The following is a 19396-nucleotide window of genomic DNA, read 5'->3' as shown; positions in this document are numbered from 1 at the left end:
CCGAGAACTCCACGGTCACGGGCGCCTGCGCCCTGGCGGCCTCCTCGGTCATGCGCCTGCACTCCTCCTCGAAGTGGGCGACGGGGTCGTCGAACTCCGCCTCGAGGGCGTCGACGTAGCCGAGGCTTTTGACCGTCCTGGCCCTGTTCTTGCCGCTCGCGTCGCGGTAGCCCTGCACGATGGTGAGGTATGTGCGCCCGTTGGGCTTCTTCGACTTCCTGAGGTACATATAGTCGTCCTGACCTGGGTTTACACGATGCCTGATTATACCATACGTAGCCATACAACGGCATATAAGGTCGTAAAAACTTGACAAAGAAAAAGCCCGTTGAACTGGGCGAACAATCTGGAATCTATTCAGTTATGCTGCAAAAGTCGGGAGACGAGCTCTAAGGGCTACCGCAAGCTGTTCTGGAACGTTTGCGCGCGCGATGATGGGGACGACGTCATATCGGAAGGCGTCATCTTGTGCGTGGTCGTGCCGCAGCGCGTGACGATCGACAACCCGCATCTATCGACCGCACCAGCTCTTTCTCGCTAGGCCAATAAGCTCGCGGGCGGTGCGCCTGCCTAGGTAAACAAGCTCGCGGGCGGTGCGCCTGCGAGCAGAACTTGTATCTTCGCCTGCGGCGCGCCGGCATCGCGGCGAAGGAGCTTTCTCTTCTCATAAAAAAGGGCTTGCCAAGCGAAGCCGTTATGGTAATATATCGTTTGCTGTCGCAAACAGCACTTCGGGATGTGGCTCAGCTTGGTAGAGCGCTGCGTTCGGGACGCAGAGGCCGCAGGTTCAAATCCTGTCATCCCGACCATCGAATGCGAAACGGTGGTCTCTTCGGAGGCCGCCGTTTTTCTTTTCTGCGGGTCGGTTTGCATATGTTAATTCTGTCCATCTACGCCGTTTTTCCCCAGTTGTGATACCCTTTCTGCTCAGCGCAAGCACTGCATTCATGTGCGATTTCGTTGCATACAGGAACGTATTTGGAGGAATGTATGAAGATCTTTGGTATGGGCACTCCGGAATTGCTCATCATCCTTGCGGTCATCCTGCTTATCTTCGGGCCGAAGAATCTCCCGAAGCTCGGCAGCGCTCTCGGCAAGACCGTGAAGAATCTGCGCGACGGCATGGGCGCTGGCAAGAAGGACAAGAAGGAAATCGAAGAGGCTGAAGACGAGGAAGAGGTCGAGGAAGTCGAAGAGGAAGAAGCGCCCGCAAAGAAGACCGTGAAGAAGACGGTCAAGAAGAAGAGCGAGTAACACTCATCCATATCGATGGATTTGCGGCGCGCGCAGCGGTAAAGGCGTGCGCCGCATTCGTATGTTTATTCCCAAGTAATCGGGATTGAACGGGGAAAACGGTGCATCAAGCGATGCGCCGCTTCGTGTTTTTGAAGGGACTGACCATGGCAGACAGCAATTACATCCTGACGCCGGAGGGCCGCCAGAAGCTTGAAGAGGAGCTTCACTATCTCGAGACCGAGAAGCGCGCCGAAGTGGGCGAGCGCATCAAGGTTGCCCGCGAGTTCGGCGACATCTCCGAGAACTCCGAGTACGACGACGCTAAGAACGAACAGGGCATGATGGAGGCGCGCATCGCCGAAATCGGCCGCATTCTCTCCGAAGCGACTGTCGTCGAGGCGCCGAAGCGCTCCTCGAAGGTGACTATCGGCTCCACTGTCACCGTCGACATGGGCGGCCGCGAGCGTGTCTTCACCATCGTGGGCGGCGCCGAGGCCGACGTGGCCGCCGGCAAGATCTCCAACGAGTCCCCCGTGGGCGCGGCGCTTCTCGGCAACAAGAAGGGCGACGAGATCGGGACCACCGGCCCCACCGGCCGCGTCATCAAGATGACGATTTTGAAGATCGAGCACTAGGATAGGTATGGCTGACGAAACTACCAAGCAAGTAATCGAAGACGACCCGATCGAGGTTCGCAAGGCGAAGCGCGCGGCGCTTATCGAGGCGGGGGAGAACCCCTACGGCCACGCGTTCCACTACACGCATCACCTGACCGACCTCGACGAGAAGTACGCCTCGCTCGAAGACGGTGCTTCCACCGAGGACGAAGTCGACGTGGCGGGCCGCATCATGGCCAAGCGCGTTCAGGGCAAGATCGCCTTCTTCGAGCTGCGCGACGCGACGGGCGACATCCAGCTGTTCTGCCGCATCAACGCACTCGGCGAGGAAGTCTTCGCCGCGATGAAAGACCTCGACGTGGGTGACTGGATCGGCGTGCACGGCACCATGATGCGCACGAAGCGCGGCCAGCTTTCCGTCGCCGTCACGGGCTACGAGCTTCTGTCCAAGTCGCTGCGCCCGCTGCCGGAGAAGTTCCACGGCCTGGCCGACAAGGAGACGCGCTATCGTCAGCGCTATGTCGACCTCGTCATGAACCCCGAGGTCAAAAACACGTTCGAGAAGCGTTTCAAGATCGTGGCAGCCATCCGCCGCTACATGGAACAGCAGGGCTTCTACGAGGTCGAAACGCCGTTTCTGCATCCTATCTTGGGCGGCGCGAACGCAAAACCGTTCGTCACGCACTTCAACGCGCTCGATCGCGACTACTTCCTGCGCATCGCGACCGAGCTGCCCTTGAAGCGCCTGCTCGTGGGCGGTTTCGAGAAGGTTTTCGAAATCGGTCGCCAGTTCCGCAACGAGGGCATGGACCCGTACCACAACCCCGAGTTCACCACGATGGAGGCCTATCAGGCGTTCTCCGACCTCGACGGTATGATGGAGCTCACGCAAGGCTTCATCCAAGCCGCCGCCATGGAGGCTTGCGGTACGTTACAGGTTACCTACCAGGGCACCGAGATCGACCTGTCGGGCGAATGGCGCCGTGCGACCATGATGGAGCTCGCGAGCGAGCATGCGGGCGAGGAAGTGTCCTTCGACCGCACGCGCGAAGAGCTCGTCGCCATCCTGGAGAAAAACGGCGGCCATGCGGAAGATGCATGGGGCAAGGGCAAACTCATCAGCGAGATCTTCGAGGCTGTTGCCGAGGAGAAGCTCGTGCAGCCCACCTTCGTGTGCGACCATCCGCTCGAGATTTCCCCGCTTGCGAAGAAGAAGGCTGACAACCCCGAGCTCACCGAGCGATTCGAGCTGTTCATCTGCGGACACGAGTACGCGAACGCCTTCAACGAGCTGAACGACCCCGTTGACCAGGCCGAGCGCTTCCGCGCGCAGGTCGAGGCGAAGGATATGGGCGACGATGAGGCAATGGGCTACGATGCCGACTACATCCGCGCACTCGAGTACGGCATGCCGCCGGCGGGCGGCGTGGGCGTGGGCATCGACCGCCTGACGATGTTGCTCACCGACTCCGCCACCATCCGCGACGTGCTGCTTTTCCCGCATATGAAGGATGAGGCACCTTCGAGCGGTAAGGCTGCTGCGGCGGCTGCTGCGGCGCGCGCTGCGAAGGCGGAGGCTGCTGAGGCAGCGTCTGAGCCCGAGTCGATCGACTTCTCGAAGGTGGTCATCGAGCCGCTGTTCGAGGAACAGGTCGACTTCGACACCTTCAGCAAGTCAGACTTCCGCGCTGTTAAGGTGAAGGAATGCGTCGCCGTGCCTAAGTCCAAGAAGCTGCTGCAGTTCACGCTCGACGACGGCACCGATGCCGACCGCATTATCCTGTCCGGTATCCATGCGTACTACGAGCCCGAAGAGCTCGTTGGCAAGACGCTCGTCGCGATTGTGAACCTGCCGCCGCGCAAGATGATGGGTGTTGAGTCCTGCGGCATGCTGCTTTCCGCCGTGCACGAGGAGAAGGTCGAAGGCGACGCCACCGAGGAGCGCCTGAACCTGCTCATGGTAAGCGACCGCATCCCCGCAGGTGCGAAGCTGTACTAATCGCATTTTCTGCGACAAAACGTTGGAGTGGCCTCCTTGGTGCTGCGCGAGAGCGCGGTGCCGAGGGGCCGTTTTGCGCACTGGGGCCGTCGTAGGGCTGTTGGAACTGAACACCATTCCCATACTTGCACTTCTTTCCTCCTGTCGGCACATCCATGATGGGCTTAAACGGCGCGCCCGTTTCTTCAGACGGGCGTATTTCAATGGGAAAGAAGGGGTTGGTAATGGCATTCGAGATAACGCTTGAGAGGATGATCATCTTCTTTCTCATCTTGTGCGTCGGTTTCGCGGCGGGGAAGCTTTCCATCATCACGCGGGATTATTTGCCGCAGCTCGCGAAGCTCATCACGAAGGTTTTCCTCCCAGTGCTGCTGTTTTGGTCGACCTTCCACGGGACGACATGGCAAATGGTTGCGGACAATGCGTTGGCCATCGTCTTCTCCGTGGTCTTCTACGCGTCGATTACCGCGGTGACTTTCCTTATCGCGAAGGTGATGCGCATCCGCCCCGATCGCGACCGGGTGTTCATGCTCTGCTTCGTTTTCGGCAACACGGGGTTCGTCGGGATGCCGTTGCTCTCGGCGCTTTTTCCCGGCACGGGGCTTTTGTACTTGGCCCTTTTCTCCATTGTCGATCAGGCGGTGTTTTGGACGTTCGGCGTTTGGCTTGCGACGGCGCGCGATCGAAAGGCGCGCTTCAGCCCGAGAAGCTTTCTTACGCCGAACATCGTCGCGTTGGCGCTCGCTCTTGCCTGCATCGTGCTTCAGGTACGGTTTCCCCAGGTCATTTGCGACACGCTTGCTACGATTTCAAGCGCAACGAGTGCTTTGTGCATGATGTATCTGGGGGCGATGCTCTGCTTCAGCAAATGGAGCCTGGCGTTGCGCTGCCCGGAGCTCTACGTCGGCATCGCGGTGAAAATGGTGTTGCTGCCCGTTGTCGGAGGGCATATCATGCAGGCGATCGGCCTGCCTCAGGAATTCTGCATCGCGATGGTGGTCATCATGTCGCTTCCCATCATGACCGTCGTTCCCATGATCGCGAAGCAAAATGGGCATGAAGGGGACTATGCGGCGGGGATGACCGTCGTCACGCTTATTGCGAGCGTGGTCACGATACCCCTTGTTCAGCTGCTTGCGTTCCTGTAAGCGCTGCATGCTTTTTCCCAAGGGCGGTGATTCCGCCGTCGATGAACGCGTCGATGGTCTCCTGAAGCTCGGGCCAATCGCCCTCTGAGGCAAGGCCGGACGTCGCGAGCGCGTGGCATCCGCTCATCTGGAAGACGCAGAGCGCCTTGATCTGCCGTCGCGAAAGGCTCGAGCCGGCAAGTCGTTCGGAGAAGAATTCCCTGTCGATCGAATGATCGGACCGAAGAAGTTCCGGAAGGAACCGCGGGTCGGCGACGACGGGCGCGTACTTTCCGGCGCTACGGATTTTTTGGCAATAGGGAATCGCGATGCAGCCGGTTCGGCACGACGGGCGCGCTTCGCCAGGGCCGTCCGCGACGCCGTTGGAATCGGGGTAGGTCCGGGGCGCATGCGGCCTCATGTCCGAGAGGCGGCCGTCGAGCGACTGCACGTCGGCCATGTAATCGCCGATGAGCGCTTGAAACACTTCGTACACGTTGTTGAAATGGGCGTAAAAGGTTGTACGGCTTACCTGCGCCTGCCGTGCGAGTTCCGCGACGCTTACGGAATCGAGGGTGCGCGAGCGCATGACGCGCAAAAGCGCCTCTTTAATGGCGGTGTCGCTCTCCAGGTGTTTCAAGGCCTTTTTCCTTGCGGACTCTTCGGTATCGATTACTTTACGAGTGACTTCTTAGTTTAGCAGACTCGAGGGTTCTTCCCGAGCGAGCCCGTCCGGGGCGCCTTTGGCTTCGATTCCGTGCAGCCTGTTGTTGCACAACTATTTCCGACGTTGCCCAACGGGTATAATTCGTTTTACTTACGGCTTGCGTACTTATCAATCGGCTCGGCAGCTTTGCCTTAGCGCTATATGCAGAAATGTGGGGGGTGAGAAATGGTCCAAAAGGACAAAGACCAGATTTGGACAGTTGGTGACCCAATCGGCGATAACTACATTGCGTCGCATTCGGCTGCCGAACGGCGAAAAAATGGCAGCGTCTACACCCCTCTCCGCATTGTGGAAATGATGATTTCGGATGCAAAATCGAATATCGATCCAGACATTGTTGTGGATTGCGGATGTGGAAGCGGTAGATTTGCTCTAGCTGCCGCTCGTGCATTCCCCAATGCCGTTATTTATGCGGTAGACAGCTCTTCTCTTGCATGCGAGATGTGCGCTGAAAACGTTCGAAGAAATCATTTGGATAAGAATATAAAGATATTGAATCTGAATTTCATGGACTTCGAATTGCCGTCGGGGCGAGGAAAGACGCTATGGATAGGTAATCCTCCCTATGTTCGTCACCACGAGATAACTAAAGAAGAGAAAAACCGTCTTAAGCAAACGGCGGAAAGGCTTGGTGTTTCTGCAAGCGCTCTGTCGGGACTACACGTGCATTTTATTGCTCACATTGCGGAATTATGGCAAAAGGGCGACTATGCCGAACTTCTAACAAGCGCCGAATGGTTGGATATCGGATACGGGTCTTTTGTTAGAAAGCTGCTTACTGAAAAACTGCCTATAGAAAAAATCCAACTCTTTGACAGGAAATTGCAGGTGTTTGCAGGTACCAACTCGACTGCGATTGCCTTTGCTTTTTCAGATTTCGACAGAGAAGCTGTTGACGTTGTAGCCCCGAACGGAGATCTCAGGCTCGTTAATTTGCGAGAGTTGCGCTCTTCCGACAGGTGGTTTCCTCTGCTCGATTCTTCAAAGATTGACCGACGAAATCGCGGACGTGAATTAGTTCCCTTAGGGTCTATGGTCTCGGTGCATCGTGGAGTTGTGACGGGAAATAATAATTTTTGGGTGAGGCCCGATAGGGATTTAGGGGATGTGCCTGAGGAGTTGACTGTCCCTATCGTCTCTCGGGCCAAAGAAATCATGGGCGACTGCGAAGCTCAAAACCACCCGGAAGCGCTAAAAAAATTGATTGTTTTGCCTGACAATTTGGAATCGTTGCCAGAGCCATTGAGAACTGCGGCTGCGAGGATACTGGAGGACGGGTTGACGAAGGGCGTCGATCAGGGATATATCGCAAGAAGCCGTAGAGCGTGGTGGTCTATAAAGCCGCCAAAGGCACCGGCCGTAATGATGACTTATATGTCCAGGTCAGGCCCGACTTTCGTTAAGAACGATAAAAGCCTCCCCATGCTCAATACCATTCATGGCCTGTATCCTAAAGTCAAGTTATCCGAACATGCTCTGAGCAATCTAACTGAATATTTGAACTTGAATGTGAACTCAGCGGATGGCAGGGTGTATTGCGGCGGGTTAGTGAAATACGAACCGAGGGAAGTCGAAGCTATCATGGTTCCCCCTCTTGAAGTGCTTGAAGGGTGATTGAAATGACTGATGATTTGCCGAAGCGCTACACATGGCTTGAATTGGTTGAGATGTCTCTTACGATGACGGAGGATTTCGTCAGAGCTCGACATGAAGCGGAGAATCACCTCGCGGAGCGCTATCACGAAAGCTTCGAAAAGGCGCTCGAAGACGTTGAAGCAGTTTTTGAACGCACAAAGGCTTTGAGGTCGCTGTCGTCGGAAAGCGGCCAAGAATTGCTCATTTCCGGATATCTCCAAACGCTCAGAAATATGTGTAGGCCGACCGTAAGTGAGGATGATTTCAAGAATTTATCCGATACCGGTACAGTGTCGGCGAGTAAATTTTCCGACATCGGGCTCAGCCAATCTGCGCTCGGCTATCTTGAGCGAAATTTGAATAGGGATATTTTCTCGTGGCTTGATGCGGATACAGCTCCTACCGATAGCGAGAGGCATGCCGCAGCTGTTGCTGTTGCGGCTTTGGCGGCTGAACAAAAGACGAAAACCCTCATGAGAGGGTCTTCGAGCAAAAGACAAGAGCAGGCTGTTCGCGAGGCGTTAATAGCGAGATGCGGGCTGAAAAGCGTTGCGAGCAAGTCGTTCGAATTGCTGTCGAATGGTCCCGGGAAAGGAGAGCTATTCGACAGGGAGACCTTGGTGGCGGGGACGAAGGCCGATGTCGTTTTGGGACTCTATGACGGCAGAATAATGTGTCTTGAGTGCAAAGTTTCGAATAGCGAAGTAAATTCGTTCAAGCGACTCAATCATGAGGCGGTGGATAAAGTAAAGAAATGGGCAGGCAGTTTCGGAAAACAATGCGTTTCCGGCGTGGTGATTCAAGGTTGTTTTAAAGCGGCAAATCTGGTTTCTGCGCAAGATGACGGTGCCTACCTATTCTGTTCGTCAAACTTAACTCCTTTGATAGATTTCATTAACGGTACGAAATCCGAGTAGTTATTTGCAGGGGCAATCCTAGGGCTGTCCATATCTTGAGCTGATATGGGAAGCTTCTGTCCGCTAAGGCGCTCCATCCGGGCACCTTTTCTTGTAGGCTTGATAGTGAAGAGCCCCCGAGTTAGCACTCACTTGACAAGAGTGCTAGTATGAATCGCAAACAAACGACCTTGTGAGAAACGAGGATACATGTCATTTGACAAGTTCACTGACAAGGCGCGCAAGGTGCTCGTGCTGGCGCAGGACGAGGCCCGCGGCCTTCACCAGCCCTATGTGGGCACCGAGCATATCCTGCTCGGGCTGATTCAGGAAAAAGAGGGCCTTGCCGCTCAGGCGCTCGAGCGTCTGAATATCAAATACGACGCGGTGGTGCAGGCCATCCGCCAGGTGGTGACCATCGACGAGAACGCCGATGTGTCCGGGCACCTTTCCTTCACTCCGCGCGTGAAGCGCGTGCTCGAGAACTCGCTGCGCGAGGCTATGCAGATGGGGCAGTCCTACATCTCGACTGAGCACCTGCTTTTGGGCATCGTGCGCGAGGGCGAGGGAACGGCTCTCGACGTGCTCGGCCGCCTGGGCGTGAAGGGCGATGATATCCGCGGCGCCTTGAACGATCTGGTGGGGCAGAGCCCGGTCTATGCCGGCCGCGGCGCTTTCGATGCGATGGGGCCGTCCCCCGATAGCATGCTCAAGGAGTTCGGCACCGACCTTACCAAGAAGGCATCCGACGGCAAGCTCGACCCAGTCATCGGCCGTGCGGGCGAGATCGAGCGCGTCATGCAGGTGCTCTCGCGCCGCCAGAAGAACAACCCGCTGCTCATCGGTGAGCCCGGTGTCGGCAAAACCGCAGTCGTGGAAGGGCTCGCGCAGCTTATCGTCGCGAACCAGGTACCCGACCTTCTGCGAAACAAGCGCCTGTTCACGCTTGACGTGTCTGCGCTTGTGGCGGGCAGCAAGTATCGCGGCGAGTTCGAGGACCGCCTGAAGAAGTGCATCAAAGAGGTGCAGGACGCGGGTGACATCATCCTGTTCATCGACGAGATGCACACGCTCATCGGCGCGGGCTCTGCCGAGGGCTCCATCGACGCCGCGGCCATCTTGAAGCCGCCGCTGTCGCGCGGCGAGATTCAGGTCATCGGTGCCACGACCATCGACGAGTACCGCAAGCATCTGGAGAAGGACTCCGCGCTCGAGCGCCGCTTCCAGCCCATCACCGTCGGTGAGCCCAACGAGGAGCAGGCCATCCGCATCCTGGGCGGTCTGCGCGATCGTTATGAGGCGCACCATCAGGTGCACTTCACCGACGAGGCGCTCCAGGCAGCCGTGGAGATGTCTGACCGCTACATCCAGGACCGCTTTCTTCCCGACAAGGCGATCGACGTGATCGACGAGGCTGGTGCGCGCATGCGCATTCGCAACATGACGCTGCCCAAGGAGCTGCGCGATTTGGACGATAAGCTGCGCGAGGTCCGCTCCAAGAAGGACAAGGCCATCGGCGCGCAAGATTTCGAGACCGCAGCCGAGCTTCGCGACAAGGAAAGCAAGCTCAAGACCGAGCGCGAGCAGGCCGAAAAGAAGTGGGAGGAAGATACCTCCAAACAGGTGTCCCAGGTCACGGTGAAGGACATCGCCGATGTGGTTTCCATGACCACGGGCGTGCCGGTTTCCAACTTGACTGAGGCCGAAACCGAGAAGCTCCTTCGCATGGAAAGCGTGCTGCACGAGCGCGTCATCGGCCAGGACGAGGCCGTGACGGCGCTCTCGAAGGCCATCCGCCGCAGCCGCGCGGGCTTGAAGGACCCGAAGCGTCCAGCGGGCAGCTTTATCTTCTTAGGGCCTTCCGGCGTGGGCAAAACCGAGCTTTCCAAGGCGCTCGCCGAGTTCCTGTTCAATTCCGAGGACGCGCTTTTGAGCTTCGACATGTCCGAGTATATGGAAAAGCACAGCGTGAGCCGTCTGGTGGGCTCGCCCCCGGGCTACGTCGGCTTCGACGAGGGCGGTCAGCTCACGAAGGCTGTGCGCCAGAAGCCGTACTCGGTCGTGCTCTTCGACGAGATCGAGAAGGCGCATCCCGATGTCTTCAATATCCTGCTGCAGATTCTCGAGGAAGGGCGCCTGACCGATGCGCAGGGCCGCACCGTCGACTTCCGCAACACGGTCATCATCATGACGTCGAACGTCGGTGCGCGCGAGATTGCGCAGACGACGCCGCTCGGCTTTTCCGGCAACGACCGTGCGGGGCTTTCCGACAAGGAGATTAAAAGCCGCGTGATGGCCGAGATGAAGAAGCTGTTCAGGCCCGAGTTCTTGAACCGCATCGACGAGATTATCGTGTTCAAGTCGCTCACCGACGAGCAGATCGCCCAGATTGTCGAGCTTATGGTGGCCGATTTGCGCGAGCGCATGATTGCGCAGAACATGTCGATCAACCTGACGCCCGCGGCGACGAAGCTCATCGCGAAGGAGGGCACCGACACGACGTTCGGCGCCCGTCCGCTGCGCCGCGCGATCCAGCGCTTGCTGGAGGATCCGCTTTCCGAGCAGATTCTGGAAGGCAAGTGGCAGAGCGGTTCCATCGTGGATGTGGACGTGGACGAGTCCGGCGAGAATCTCGAATTCAAGCAGGGGTCGGGCGTCGTTCCCGCGCCGCGCAAGCGCGACAGCATCGCGCGCGATGCCGAGCTTCTGCTCACGAACTACGATTTGGGCCACGCTGGCTTGCCGAGCGCGGGCTCAGGCGGCGGCACGGCGTCGGGCGGCGCCGCAGACTAGCGCACGAGTCCCCCAAGCGGGCTGGGCGGCGTGCGCGAGTGCGTGCTGGCGAACGCCACGCTGCGAGCGCATGGCAAACCCATCAGGCGGGTACCTATATTGAACTGCCTCCCATTTCTGCAGTGAACCCCTATAGTTGGACAGACAATGCTCTGCCTCTCCTATAGGGGTCTTCTGCGTTAGGGGATTGATTTGCTGAGCAAGGATTGCTCTGCCGAGTTCAAACAGCGCTTTGCGGACAGATACGCCGATGGCGCGACCATCAACTCGTTCTGTTGACCGCGAAGTTGGTGGACTGCTACATCCGAGCGGGGTTACCCACCCGCGTGACCTCCCGCCCGCAGCCTGCCACCGTTCGCGCCCCGCATCCCGCGCCCGCACCCGCGCGCAGCCCGTAGCCTCTTTCAACTTGTTATGCGGAATGTCTCCGCTCGCGAGCTGCTTGCCGTAGAATAGCAGGCAAACGATACGCCGGATTGCCGGCGGCGCGCTCGCGCTCGCATCTTCGCGACCCGACGAACAAGGGAAGGACTCTCATGCCGAAAACGATCGACCCCATCTACACGCCCTCCGTGCTCGATGTGCCGGACGCGATGTTCGATGACCTCGACTTCGATGCGCTCACGAAAACGGTGTGCGGCCTGCAGGGCGTTGTCGACCCCAAGCCGAAGACGGCCGCCATCATCCTGGCGGGCGGTTCGGGCGAGCGTTTCGGTCGCGAAGGCGGCAAGCAGCTCGTCGAAATCGCCGGGAAGCCCATTCTCACCTGGTCGGCAGAGGCGTTCGACGCCGTGGGCGACGTGGGGCTCATCGTCATCGTGTGCCCCGAGGACCGCCAGGAGGAATATCTCAACCGCGCAATCAACCCGTTCCCGTTCGTTACGCCCATCGTGGTCGCGCCCTCGGGCCCCTCGCGCCAGGAGTCGGCGTTCTCCGGCCTCGAGTACGTCACCGACGAGTACGACTACGTCGTCTTGCACGATGGCGCGCGCCCGCTCGTTTCCCCCGAGCTCATCTTGCACACCATCAATACCTGCAAGGGCAACATCGATTGCGATGGCGTCATCGTGGGGCACCCTGCGGTTGATACGTTGAAGATTGTGGAAGACGGCGTCATCATGGGCACGCCCGATCGTCGGGTGTTCTGGGATGCGCAGACTCCGCAGGTCTTCCGCACGGGAATCTATCGCCGTGCGCATGCGAGCGCGCTTTCCGATGGCTTCGTGGGGACCGACGATTCGTCGCTTATCGAGCGCCTCGGTGGCAAGGTCCTCGTGGTGGAAGGCAAGCGCAACAACATCAAGCTCACGGTGCCCGAGGACTACATGATGCTCGCCGCCGCCGTGCGGGCGCTCTACCTGAAACAGCCGGAGGAATAACCGATGGACCCTAGGAACCTCCGGATTGGTCAAGGCTACGATGTTCACCAGCTCGTGGAAGGGCGAAAGCTCATCATGGGCGGCGTGGACATTCCCCATACGCGGGGCCTTCTCGGGCACTCCGACGCCGACGTGCTCGCGCATGCGGTGGCCGACGCGCTTTTGGGCGGCGTTCGCGGAGGGGACATCGGCAAGCTGTTCCCCGACACTGACCCCGCCTACGAAGGCGCCGACTCCATGAAGCTGCTCGCCGCCGTTGCCGATTTCGTGCGCGAGCGCGGATACGAGATCCTCGACGTCGACAGCGTCATCGCGGCCCAGGCACCGAAGCTTTCTCCTTATCGCGATCAGATGCGCGAGAATCTGGCGCGCGCGATGGGTATCTCACCTGAAAACGTGGGCGTGAAGGCGACCACGACTGAGCATTTGGGCTTTGAGGGCCGCGAAGAGGGCATTTCGGCTACGGCGGTGGCTCTTCTCGTTCGATGTACGGATTGAGTTTGCTATAATCCTACTTGAACAGAGGGGTTTGCTATGAATATTTTCAAGACGATCGCCGAAGATGTCCGCGCTGTTAAGGAGCGAGATCCTGCTGCGCAAAGCTCGTTCGTTATTTGGCTCACCTACCCGGGCCTCCATGCGCGCTGGTCGCATGTGGTGGAGCACTGGCTGTGGAATCATGGCCTAAAGAGCCTCGCGCGCATATCGTCGCAGTTCACTCGCTTCATGACAGGTGTGGAAATTCACCCGGGTGCCCAGATCGGCCGTCGGTTCTTCATCGACCACGCCATGGGCGTCATCATCGGCGAGACAACCATCATCGGCGATGATTGCACGCTCTACCAGGGCGTCACGCTCGGCGGAACCGGCAACGAGACCGGTAAGCGTCATCCGACCCTCGGCAACAACGTCATCGTGGGCGTGGGCGCGGCGGTGCTCGGCAACATCACCGTCGGCGATAACTCCAAGATCGGCGGTGGCGCGGTGGCGGTGAAGGACGTGCCGCCCAACTGCACGGTCGTCGGCATCCCCGGGCGCATCGTCAAGCGCGACGGCAAGCGCGTCACCAGCGAGCAGTCCGCCGCCGCGAAGCGCATGGAGAATCTTCCCGATATCGTGGAAGAGCAGCATCGCTCCAACTGCGCGCGCATCGACTATCTGGAGGCGCAGATCGCCGCATTGCGCGACGAGGTCTGCCCGCAGTTCAAGAAGGCGCTCGCCGATGTCGATCCCGTAAACTCGGAGGATTTGGAAGAAGGCTAGGCGCCCGCCAAGCGAGCGCTTCCCCAGCTATCACAAGAAAGTATCAGGAACCTTATGATTAAGATTTACGACACTAAGCTGCGCCAAAAAGTCGAGTTCCAGCCGAAGGAGCCCGGCAAGATCAGCATGTACGTCTGCGGCCCGACCGTGTACAACCGCATCCACATCGGTAACGCGCGCACGTTTATCAGCTTCGACGTGATTCGCCGCTACCTCATCTGGCGCGGCTTCGACGTGACGTTTGTGCAAAATGTCACCGACGTCGACGACAAGATCATTAAACGTGCAGGTGAAGAGGGTAGAAGTGCTGCAGAGGTTGCCGCCGAGTACACCCAGGCGTTCATCGACGACATGCACGCGGCCGGCGTGCTCGACCCCGACGTGCGCCCGCGCGCCACAGGTGAGATTCCCGATATGATCGCGCTTGTGCAAGAGCTCGTCGACGGTGGTCACGCCTACGAGGTCGAAGGCGATGTGTACTTCAGCGTGCGCTCGTATCCCGCCTACGGTGAGCTTTCGGGCCGCAACATCGACGAGATGGAATCGGGCCACCGCGAGCTTCGCGCCGATGGCCAGGGTCTTGAGGCGCGCAAGCGCGACCCGCTCGATTTCGCGCTGTGGAAGGCGGCCAAGCCCGGCGAGCCTTCGTGGGATTCCCCCTGGGGCAAGGGGCGTCCGGGCTGGCACATCGAGTGCTCGGCCATGTCTCGCAAGTACCTGGGGCTTCCCTTCGATATCCATGGCGGCGGCGCTGACCTGGTGTTCCCGCATCACGAGAACGAGCGCGCGCAAAGCGAGGCGGCATGCAGCTGCACGTTCGCGCGCCATTGGATGCACTCCGGCATGCTCCAGATTGCCAACGAGAAGACCGGCGAGATCGAGAAGATGTCGAAATCGCTCAACAACTTTCTGCTTCTGCACGAGGCGCTCGACATCGTGCGTCCCGAGACGCTGCGCATGCTCATGCTGCAGACGCACTATCGCAGCCCGCTCGTGTTCGGCGACGCCCGCTTGGCCGAGGCCGATGCGGCGCTCACACGCATCGAGAACACGGTGAAGAACCTTGAGTGGCTGCTCGCGTCCGCGACGGCCGAGGGCGCGTGCGCGCTCGACGCTGCGGCGATCGAGGGGGCAACGCAGGCGGCGCGCGCGGCCTTCGTCGACGCGATGGACGACGACTTCAACGCACCCGCCGCACTGGGCGCGGTGTTTACCCTGGTTGGTGACGTGAACAGCGCGATTGCAGGCAAGGAGCCCACCGCGGCCGACGTGCCGGCGCTCATTGCCGCGCGCGACTCGATCGCCGAGCTCATGGGCGTGTTCGGCATCGACGTTGTGGCGGCCACTGCCGAGGGCGACGCCTATCCTGTCGAGGTCGTCGATCTTGCCGCCGAGCTCGCCGGGTACGCGGGCGGCAACGCAACCGAGGCCGTCGAGGCGCTCGTGGCCCTTCGCGCCGAGGCGCGCGCTTCGAAGGATTGGGCCCGCGCCGACGCCGTGCGCGATGGCATGGCAGCGCTCGGCCTTACGATCAAGGACACGCCGCAAGGCCCTCAGGTGGAAATGGCGTAGCGCGCAGGCGTGCTTTAGACGAGCGGAAGAGTGATCATCTGAATACCCAACGCAATATGGAGCTCCTTGCGCCTGCAGGGGGTATCGAACAGCTGCGCGCTGCCGTACGCTTCGGCGCGGACGCGGTGTACCTGGCCTCAGATCGCTTCGGTATGCGCGCCCGCGCGGCGAACTTTGTGCTCGAAGACATTCCCGCTGCGGTGGAAATCGCCCACGCCGCGGGCGTGAAGGTGCACGTCACCGCAAACATCCTCATGGAGCAAGGTGACCTGGCTGCGCTGCCCGACTATTTCCGCGCACTCGATGCGGCAGGGGTCGACGCCTTCATCATCGGCGACTTGGGGGCGGCTGCCATCGCCCGTCGCGTGGCTCCACGCGTTGCACTCCACGTGTCAACCCAGGCGTCCGTCGCCAACTCCGAGGCGGCGCGCGTGTGGTATAGCCTGGGCGCGAGCCGCGTGGTGTGCGCGCGGGAGATGTCGCTTGACGATATCGCCCGCATGCGCGAGGACATGCCGGCAGACATGGAAATCGAGGCGTTCGCGCACGGCGCCATGTGCATGGCGGTCTCGGGGCGCTGCCTCATCAGCTCCTATCTCACCGGTCGCTCGGGCAACCGCGGGCACTGCACGCAGCCCTGTCGCTGGAGCTACACGCTCGAGGAGGAGAAGCGCCCGGGTGAGCATTTCCCCATCGAGGAGGACGGCCGCGGCACGTTCATCATGAACGCGAAGGATATGAACATGCTTGCGCACCTTGACGCGTTGCGAGCGGCGGGCGTGGACTCCATCAAGATCGAAGGGCGCAACAAGAAGGCGTTTTACGTGGCCAGCGTGGTGAACGCGTATCGGCAGGTGCTCGACGGCTCGCCGGCCGCCGATTTCGCTGCAGAGCTGGAAGCGGTGTCGCATCGCCCGTATGGGACGGGGTTCTTCTTCGGCGAGGCCGAGCAGGCTCCTAACTACGATGGCTACGAGCAGCAGGCGATGCACGTAGCCGACGTCATCACCGCCGACCTCGAGACCCGCACCATCGTTGCGCGCTGTCGCAATCGCTTTGCGGAAGGGGAGGAGCTCGAGATTCTCAGCCCGCGGGTGCCTATTTCCCGCGTTGTCGTGCGCAATCTCGCATGGTTGCCCGATTCCACGGAGGGCGACCCCGATCCCGCGCCGGTTCCCGTACCCGTGGCGAATCGCTCGTGCGGAATCTATCGCTTCTCGGTTGATGTCGAGGTTGGGGTTGGGGAAGGCGCTGGGATCGCGACCCGCACCGACGCCGTGGCCGCCGCTGACCCCGCGACCCATGTCGCTGCCGACGTTGGGATCACCGCTAGGACCGCTGCCGACGCCGCTGACATCCTTCCCGCTGCGGGAGACTTCCTACGCGTGCGCCGCTTCCGGCGCTCGGCGCGCTCGGGCGCGTAAGACGGCGTGACGCCCGCGATCGGCGCAACCTTCGCGGGCGTCACGTTCCCATTTCGGGACACACGAGCCGCGCCCCCGAGGCGATTCCCGTCGCGTCGCCCCGCCAACTCCCGACTCGTTTTCCCCTGCTGAATAGCTACGCCCGGGGGCGTGATATAGCCACTTTCACGTGGGATTTCGAAAAAGCGCCTGGCGCTCGCTATTTCTTCGCCCAACCCTTAAAAGTCCGCGCGCTTCTTGATATCATGTTCCCAAGGTAAACCCGAAGAAAGGGGTCGCTTATGGGAACCAAGGCGGTCGATGCTCTCGAAATATCCTTTGAGGATATGCCCATGTACCTGCGCGCCAAGCATTCGGTGTACATGGACGTCAATGGAGCGAGCTATTACCTCACCGATGTGAACGATCGGTACTGGCGCGCGCAGGACACCTCCCGGAAAAACGAAAAGGGCCACTACGTCGATTGCAGCGAGCTTGTGCCGACGGTCGGCGAGTTCCTCGACATTCCCTTCGTCGATGGCAAGAGCCTGAAGGAAGTGTTCGACGACGCGACATTCTACGCATCGGAAAAGCCCGAAGACGAGTAAAAGGCGAAGGCCATTTCAACAATCAAATAGCAAAACCTTAAGGCGGCTTCGGCCGCCTCTTTAATTGCTACTGTTGTGATACCATGTGACTCGTAACGGTGGTCGCGCCAGGGGGAGCGGCCTTTGGCTTAGACGACGAGAAAGAGAGAAGCCTTATGGCAGAAGAACAAGAGTGCTCGCATTCGTGCGGCAGCTGCGGCGTTGAGGGCTGCGGCGAGCGCACGGCACCTTCCAAGTACACGACCAACGCGGCGAGCAACGTGAAGCACGTGATCGGCGTTGTGTCCGGCAAGGGCGGCGTTGGCAAGTCCCTCGTGACGAGCCTGCTCGCAAGCGAGCTGCGCAAGAAGGGTTTCAACGTCGGCATCCTGGACGCGGACGTCACCGGCCCCTCCATCCCGAAGACGTTCGGCGTGACCGACAAGCTGCATGCTGACGAGACGGGCATCTACCCGGCGCTCACCGACAGCGGCATCAAGGTCATGTCCGTGAACCTCATGCTCCCGAAGGGCGATATGCCCGTCGCATGGCGCGGCCCGGTCGTTTCCGGCATCATCAAGCAGTTCTGGGACGAGACCAACTGGGGCGACGTCGACTACATGCTGATCGACATGCCTCCGGGAACCTCCGATGTGTTCCTCACGGTGTTCCAGATGCTGCCCGTTGACGGCATCGTCACCGTTTCCGCACCTCAGGAGCTTGTTGCCATGATCGTCGGCAAGGCGGTCAATTTGGCGCACGACCTGGATGTCCCCGTTGTGGGCCTGGTCGAGAACATGGCGTACTTCAAGTGTGACGAGTGCGGCAAGGAGCATCATATCTTCGGCGAGCCTCAGGGTGCTGCCGTTGCCGAGAAATACGGCATCCCCGCAGTGGCTACGCTGCCGATCGATCCGAAGTTCGCAGCCCTGTGCGACGAGGGCAAGGTCGAGGAATACGACGTCGCCGGTGCACTCGACGACATCATCGCCCATGTGGAGGCTGCAAAGCGCGAAGAGGCCGAAGAGAAGGCTGAATAGCGCTCGCGAGAAGGCTTGACCCCAGGGGCAGGCTTCTCAAGCGTGCGATTCACCAAGCGCCGCCTCGCGCAATGAGGCGGCGCTTTTGTTTTTGGGGTAGGGCACGGTACCCCTGTACAAAGACGACGATATGTTATGCAGAAACTATGTATAACTCCTCAAAATGAACGAATCTGAGGAATAACGCGACGCGATTTCGCCTTTGATGCGACACTTTCGGGACAGCTAAGAGGGATAATCAGGCAGCATCACTATTTCCTCACAACTTATCGTCAATTTTGTACACGAGTGATCGATGGAGCCGGTTGGGGCGCTGGGGGAATATTTTTCGGGCTCGCGCCTCGCGCTGGCGCAATCTTGCAGCAGGCGGCATCATGTCGAGTCGGCGTCCGGCTGTGGGTTTTATCGCTAAATTGCTCGAGGAGATTGCGCTGAAACTCCCATATGTTTTTTGCGGAGGAAGGGGATGGTGGCGTGCGCGTGTTCTCGCGTGCGGCTTATCGGGGCATGGCGACCTCTTGCGCTCGCCGGCGGCGTCGCGACCGCTGTGTGCGGCTTCAGCAAACTCGCTGAAAACTTTTTCAAAAAAGTGCTTGACCGAAATCGTCGTTCTGTTAGTATAGTCGATGCACCTTTTACGGGGAATTAGCTCAGCTGGGAGAGCGCATGGCTGGCAGCCATGAGGTCAGGGGTTCGAACCCCCTATTCTCCACCATGAATTCAATCGCTGGTCGAACAATAGGCCAGCGATTTTTTTATCTCCAGGCTAGAGGGCTCGAACTCCGCGAGGTTCTTCGTTCGAGGCGATTTCTATTCGACGGCTTCTCCTCGTTTGGGGGCCTTCCTCTTGGGATATCTCGGTTTTCGTGCCAGAATTTCCCGTTTGGCGTGTACCTTGAGTCGGGACACCTCGTTTTTTATGCCACGTTCGCGAAGCGGGGGTAGCGGGTCGTGTCCGAGATGCACATTGCGGAGGGCAACTCGGTTTTTCGCCACTGTTTAATATGAGTAGAACATTGTCAAGAGGCAATGAAGGCCCAAGCCAGGAAAATCTTTCCCGACTTGGGCCTTTCTATCATCACCCGATGATTTCTTCCGACAGGTTGTGTCATCAAACCGACG

The 19396-nt window shown here is 59.4% G+C and carries 17 protein-coding genes and 2 tRNA genes; 17 read left to right on the top strand and 2 right to left on the bottom strand.

The annotated features are described in order from the left end of the window. Window positions 1-283: hypothetical protein (locus F8C90_RS09935; protein ID WP_211361090.1), on the bottom strand; the 283-nt coding region annotated here is incomplete at its 3' end. Between the two features lie 45 nt (window positions 284-328). Here F8C90_RS09935 and F8C90_RS09930 point away from each other — a divergent pair. The 6 genes from F8C90_RS09930 (at window position 329) to F8C90_RS09905 (ending at window position 5000) form a co-directional block, all read left to right on the top strand. Then, window positions 329-541: a hypothetical protein gene (locus tag F8C90_RS09930; protein ID WP_158050356.1), complete on the top strand. Its 213-nt coding sequence runs from the start codon at window positions 329-331 to the stop codon at window positions 539-541. Window positions 542-732: 191 nt separating this feature from the next. After that, a tRNA-Pro gene (locus F8C90_RS09925) sits at window positions 733-809 on the top strand. Window positions 810-990: 181 nt separating this feature from the next. Further along, on the top strand, window positions 991-1254 hold the full coding sequence (gene tatA, locus F8C90_RS09920) for a twin-arginine translocase TatA/TatE family subunit (protein ID WP_158050355.1): 264 nt from the start codon (window positions 991-993) through the stop codon (window positions 1252-1254). Between the two features lie 146 nt (window positions 1255-1400). After that, window positions 1401-1871: a transcription elongation factor GreA gene (greA, locus tag F8C90_RS09915; RefSeq protein ID WP_158050354.1), complete on the top strand. Its 471-nt coding sequence runs from the start codon at window positions 1401-1403 to the stop codon at window positions 1869-1871. Between the two features lie 7 nt (window positions 1872-1878). After that, window positions 1879-3852 carry a lysine--tRNA ligase gene (gene lysS, locus F8C90_RS09910; RefSeq protein ID WP_158050353.1) on the top strand — a complete coding sequence of 658 codons (1974 nt, stop codon included), beginning with the start codon at window positions 1879-1881 and terminating at the stop codon, window positions 3850-3852. Window positions 3853-4076: 224 nt separating this feature from the next. After that, window positions 4077-5000, top strand: coding sequence for an AEC family transporter (locus F8C90_RS09905; protein WP_170264631.1), 924 nt, complete (start codon window positions 4077-4079; stop codon window positions 4998-5000). Here the strand turns inward: F8C90_RS09905 and F8C90_RS09900 are convergent. Beyond that, window positions 4963-5619: a TetR/AcrR family transcriptional regulator gene (locus F8C90_RS09900; protein WP_158050351.1), complete on the bottom strand. Its 657-nt coding sequence runs from the start codon at window positions 5617-5619 to the stop codon at window positions 4963-4965. The two genes, F8C90_RS09905 and F8C90_RS09900, sit on opposite strands and share 38 nt — an antisense overlap. A gap of 252 nt (window positions 5620-5871) precedes the next feature. On the opposite strand from F8C90_RS09900, the gene F8C90_RS09895 reads away from it, so the two are divergent. The 11 genes from F8C90_RS09895 (at window position 5872) to F8C90_RS09845 (ending at window position 18989) form a co-directional block, all read left to right on the top strand. Continuing rightward, entirely contained in the window at window positions 5872-7320 is a 1449-nt protein-coding gene (locus F8C90_RS09895) for an Eco57I restriction-modification methylase domain-containing protein (protein ID WP_158050350.1), read from the top strand. 5 nt (window positions 7321-7325) lie between these two features. After that, window positions 7326-8258, top strand: a complete 933-nt coding sequence (locus F8C90_RS09890; protein WP_158050349.1) for a XamI family restriction endonuclease — start codon at window positions 7326-7328, stop codon at window positions 8256-8258. Window positions 8259-8447: 189 nt separating this feature from the next. Beyond that, entirely contained in the window at window positions 8448-11030 is a 2583-nt protein-coding gene (locus F8C90_RS09885; RefSeq protein ID WP_158050348.1) for an ATP-dependent Clp protease ATP-binding subunit, read from the top strand. 536 nt (window positions 11031-11566) lie between these two features. Then, window positions 11567-12409: a 2-C-methyl-D-erythritol 4-phosphate cytidylyltransferase gene (gene ispD, locus F8C90_RS09880; RefSeq protein WP_158050347.1), complete on the top strand. Its 843-nt coding sequence runs from the start codon at window positions 11567-11569 to the stop codon at window positions 12407-12409. Between the two features lie 3 nt (window positions 12410-12412). Further along, entirely contained in the window at window positions 12413-12907 is a 495-nt protein-coding gene (gene ispF, locus F8C90_RS09875) for a 2-C-methyl-D-erythritol 2,4-cyclodiphosphate synthase (RefSeq protein WP_158050346.1), read from the top strand. Window positions 12908-12943: 36 nt separating this feature from the next. Then, window positions 12944-13672 carry a serine O-acetyltransferase gene (cysE, locus tag F8C90_RS09870; protein ID WP_158050345.1) on the top strand — a complete coding sequence of 243 codons (729 nt, stop codon included), beginning with the start codon at window positions 12944-12946 and terminating at the stop codon, window positions 13670-13672. A gap of 54 nt (window positions 13673-13726) precedes the next feature. After that, window positions 13727-15244, top strand: coding sequence for a cysteine--tRNA ligase (gene cysS / locus F8C90_RS09865; protein ID WP_158050344.1), 1518 nt, complete (start codon window positions 13727-13729; stop codon window positions 15242-15244). Between the two features lie 56 nt (window positions 15245-15300). Further along, on the top strand, window positions 15301-16668 hold the full coding sequence (locus tag F8C90_RS09860; protein ID WP_158050343.1) for a peptidase U32 family protein: 1368 nt from the start codon (window positions 15301-15303) through the stop codon (window positions 16666-16668). A 281-nt stretch (window positions 16669-16949) separates the two neighbouring features. Next, window positions 16950-17255: a CDP-alcohol phosphatidyltransferase gene (locus F8C90_RS09855; RefSeq protein ID WP_158050342.1), complete on the top strand. Its 306-nt coding sequence runs from the start codon at window positions 16950-16952 to the stop codon at window positions 17253-17255. A 155-nt stretch (window positions 17256-17410) separates the two neighbouring features. Next, the gene (locus F8C90_RS09850; protein ID WP_158050341.1) at window positions 17411-18274 is read left to right on the top strand and encodes an Mrp/NBP35 family ATP-binding protein; all 864 of its coding nucleotides are present in this window, start codon (window positions 17411-17413) and stop codon (window positions 18272-18274) included. A 639-nt stretch (window positions 18275-18913) separates the two neighbouring features. Continuing rightward, window positions 18914-18989: transfer RNA gene (locus tag F8C90_RS09845), tRNA-Ala, on the top strand. Window positions 18990-19396 lie beyond the last annotated feature (407 nt).

Source organism: Ellagibacter isourolithinifaciens (genome assembly GCF_008831035.1).
In the GTDB taxonomy this organism is placed as follows: Bacteria; Actinomycetota; Coriobacteriia; order Coriobacteriales; family Eggerthellaceae; genus Ellagibacter; species Ellagibacter isourolithinifaciens.
The sequence above is the reverse complement of the archived record's forward strand: the minus strand, read 5'-3'. Positions and strand labels throughout refer to the sequence as shown.

Bases quoted from the DNA above. Each gene is read 5' to 3' on its own strand.
- tatA (WP_158050355.1), top strand. From the start codon at position 991: ATGAAGATCTTTGGTATGGGCACTCCGGAATTGCTCATCATCCTTGCG.
- greA (WP_158050354.1), top strand. From the start codon at position 1,401: ATGGCAGACAGCAATTACATCCTGACGCCGGAGGGCCGCCAGAAGCTT.
- lysS (WP_158050353.1), top strand. From the start codon at position 1,879: ATGGCTGACGAAACTACCAAGCAAGTAATCGAAGACGACCCGATCGAG.
- F8C90_RS09905 (WP_170264631.1), top strand. From the start codon at position 4,077: ATGGCATTCGAGATAACGCTTGAGAGGATGATCATCTTCTTTCTCATC.
- F8C90_RS09895 (WP_158050350.1), top strand. From the start codon at position 5,872: ATGGTCCAAAAGGACAAAGACCAGATTTGGACAGTTGGTGACCCAATC.
- F8C90_RS09890 (WP_158050349.1), top strand. From the start codon at position 7,326: ATGACTGATGATTTGCCGAAGCGCTACACATGGCTTGAATTGGTTGAG.
- F8C90_RS09885 (WP_158050348.1), top strand. From the start codon at position 8,448: ATGTCATTTGACAAGTTCACTGACAAGGCGCGCAAGGTGCTCGTGCTG.
- ispD (WP_158050347.1), top strand. From the start codon at position 11,567: ATGCCGAAAACGATCGACCCCATCTACACGCCCTCCGTGCTCGATGTG.
- ispF (WP_158050346.1), top strand. From the start codon at position 12,413: ATGGACCCTAGGAACCTCCGGATTGGTCAAGGCTACGATGTTCACCAG.
- cysE (WP_158050345.1), top strand. From the start codon at position 12,944: ATGAATATTTTCAAGACGATCGCCGAAGATGTCCGCGCTGTTAAGGAG.
- cysS (WP_158050344.1), top strand. From the start codon at position 13,727: ATGATTAAGATTTACGACACTAAGCTGCGCCAAAAAGTCGAGTTCCAG.
- F8C90_RS09860 (WP_158050343.1), top strand. From the start codon at position 15,301: ATGGAGCTCCTTGCGCCTGCAGGGGGTATCGAACAGCTGCGCGCTGCC.
- F8C90_RS09855 (WP_158050342.1), top strand. From the start codon at position 16,950: ATGGGAACCAAGGCGGTCGATGCTCTCGAAATATCCTTTGAGGATATG.
- F8C90_RS09850 (WP_158050341.1), top strand. From the start codon at position 17,411: ATGGCAGAAGAACAAGAGTGCTCGCATTCGTGCGGCAGCTGCGGCGTT.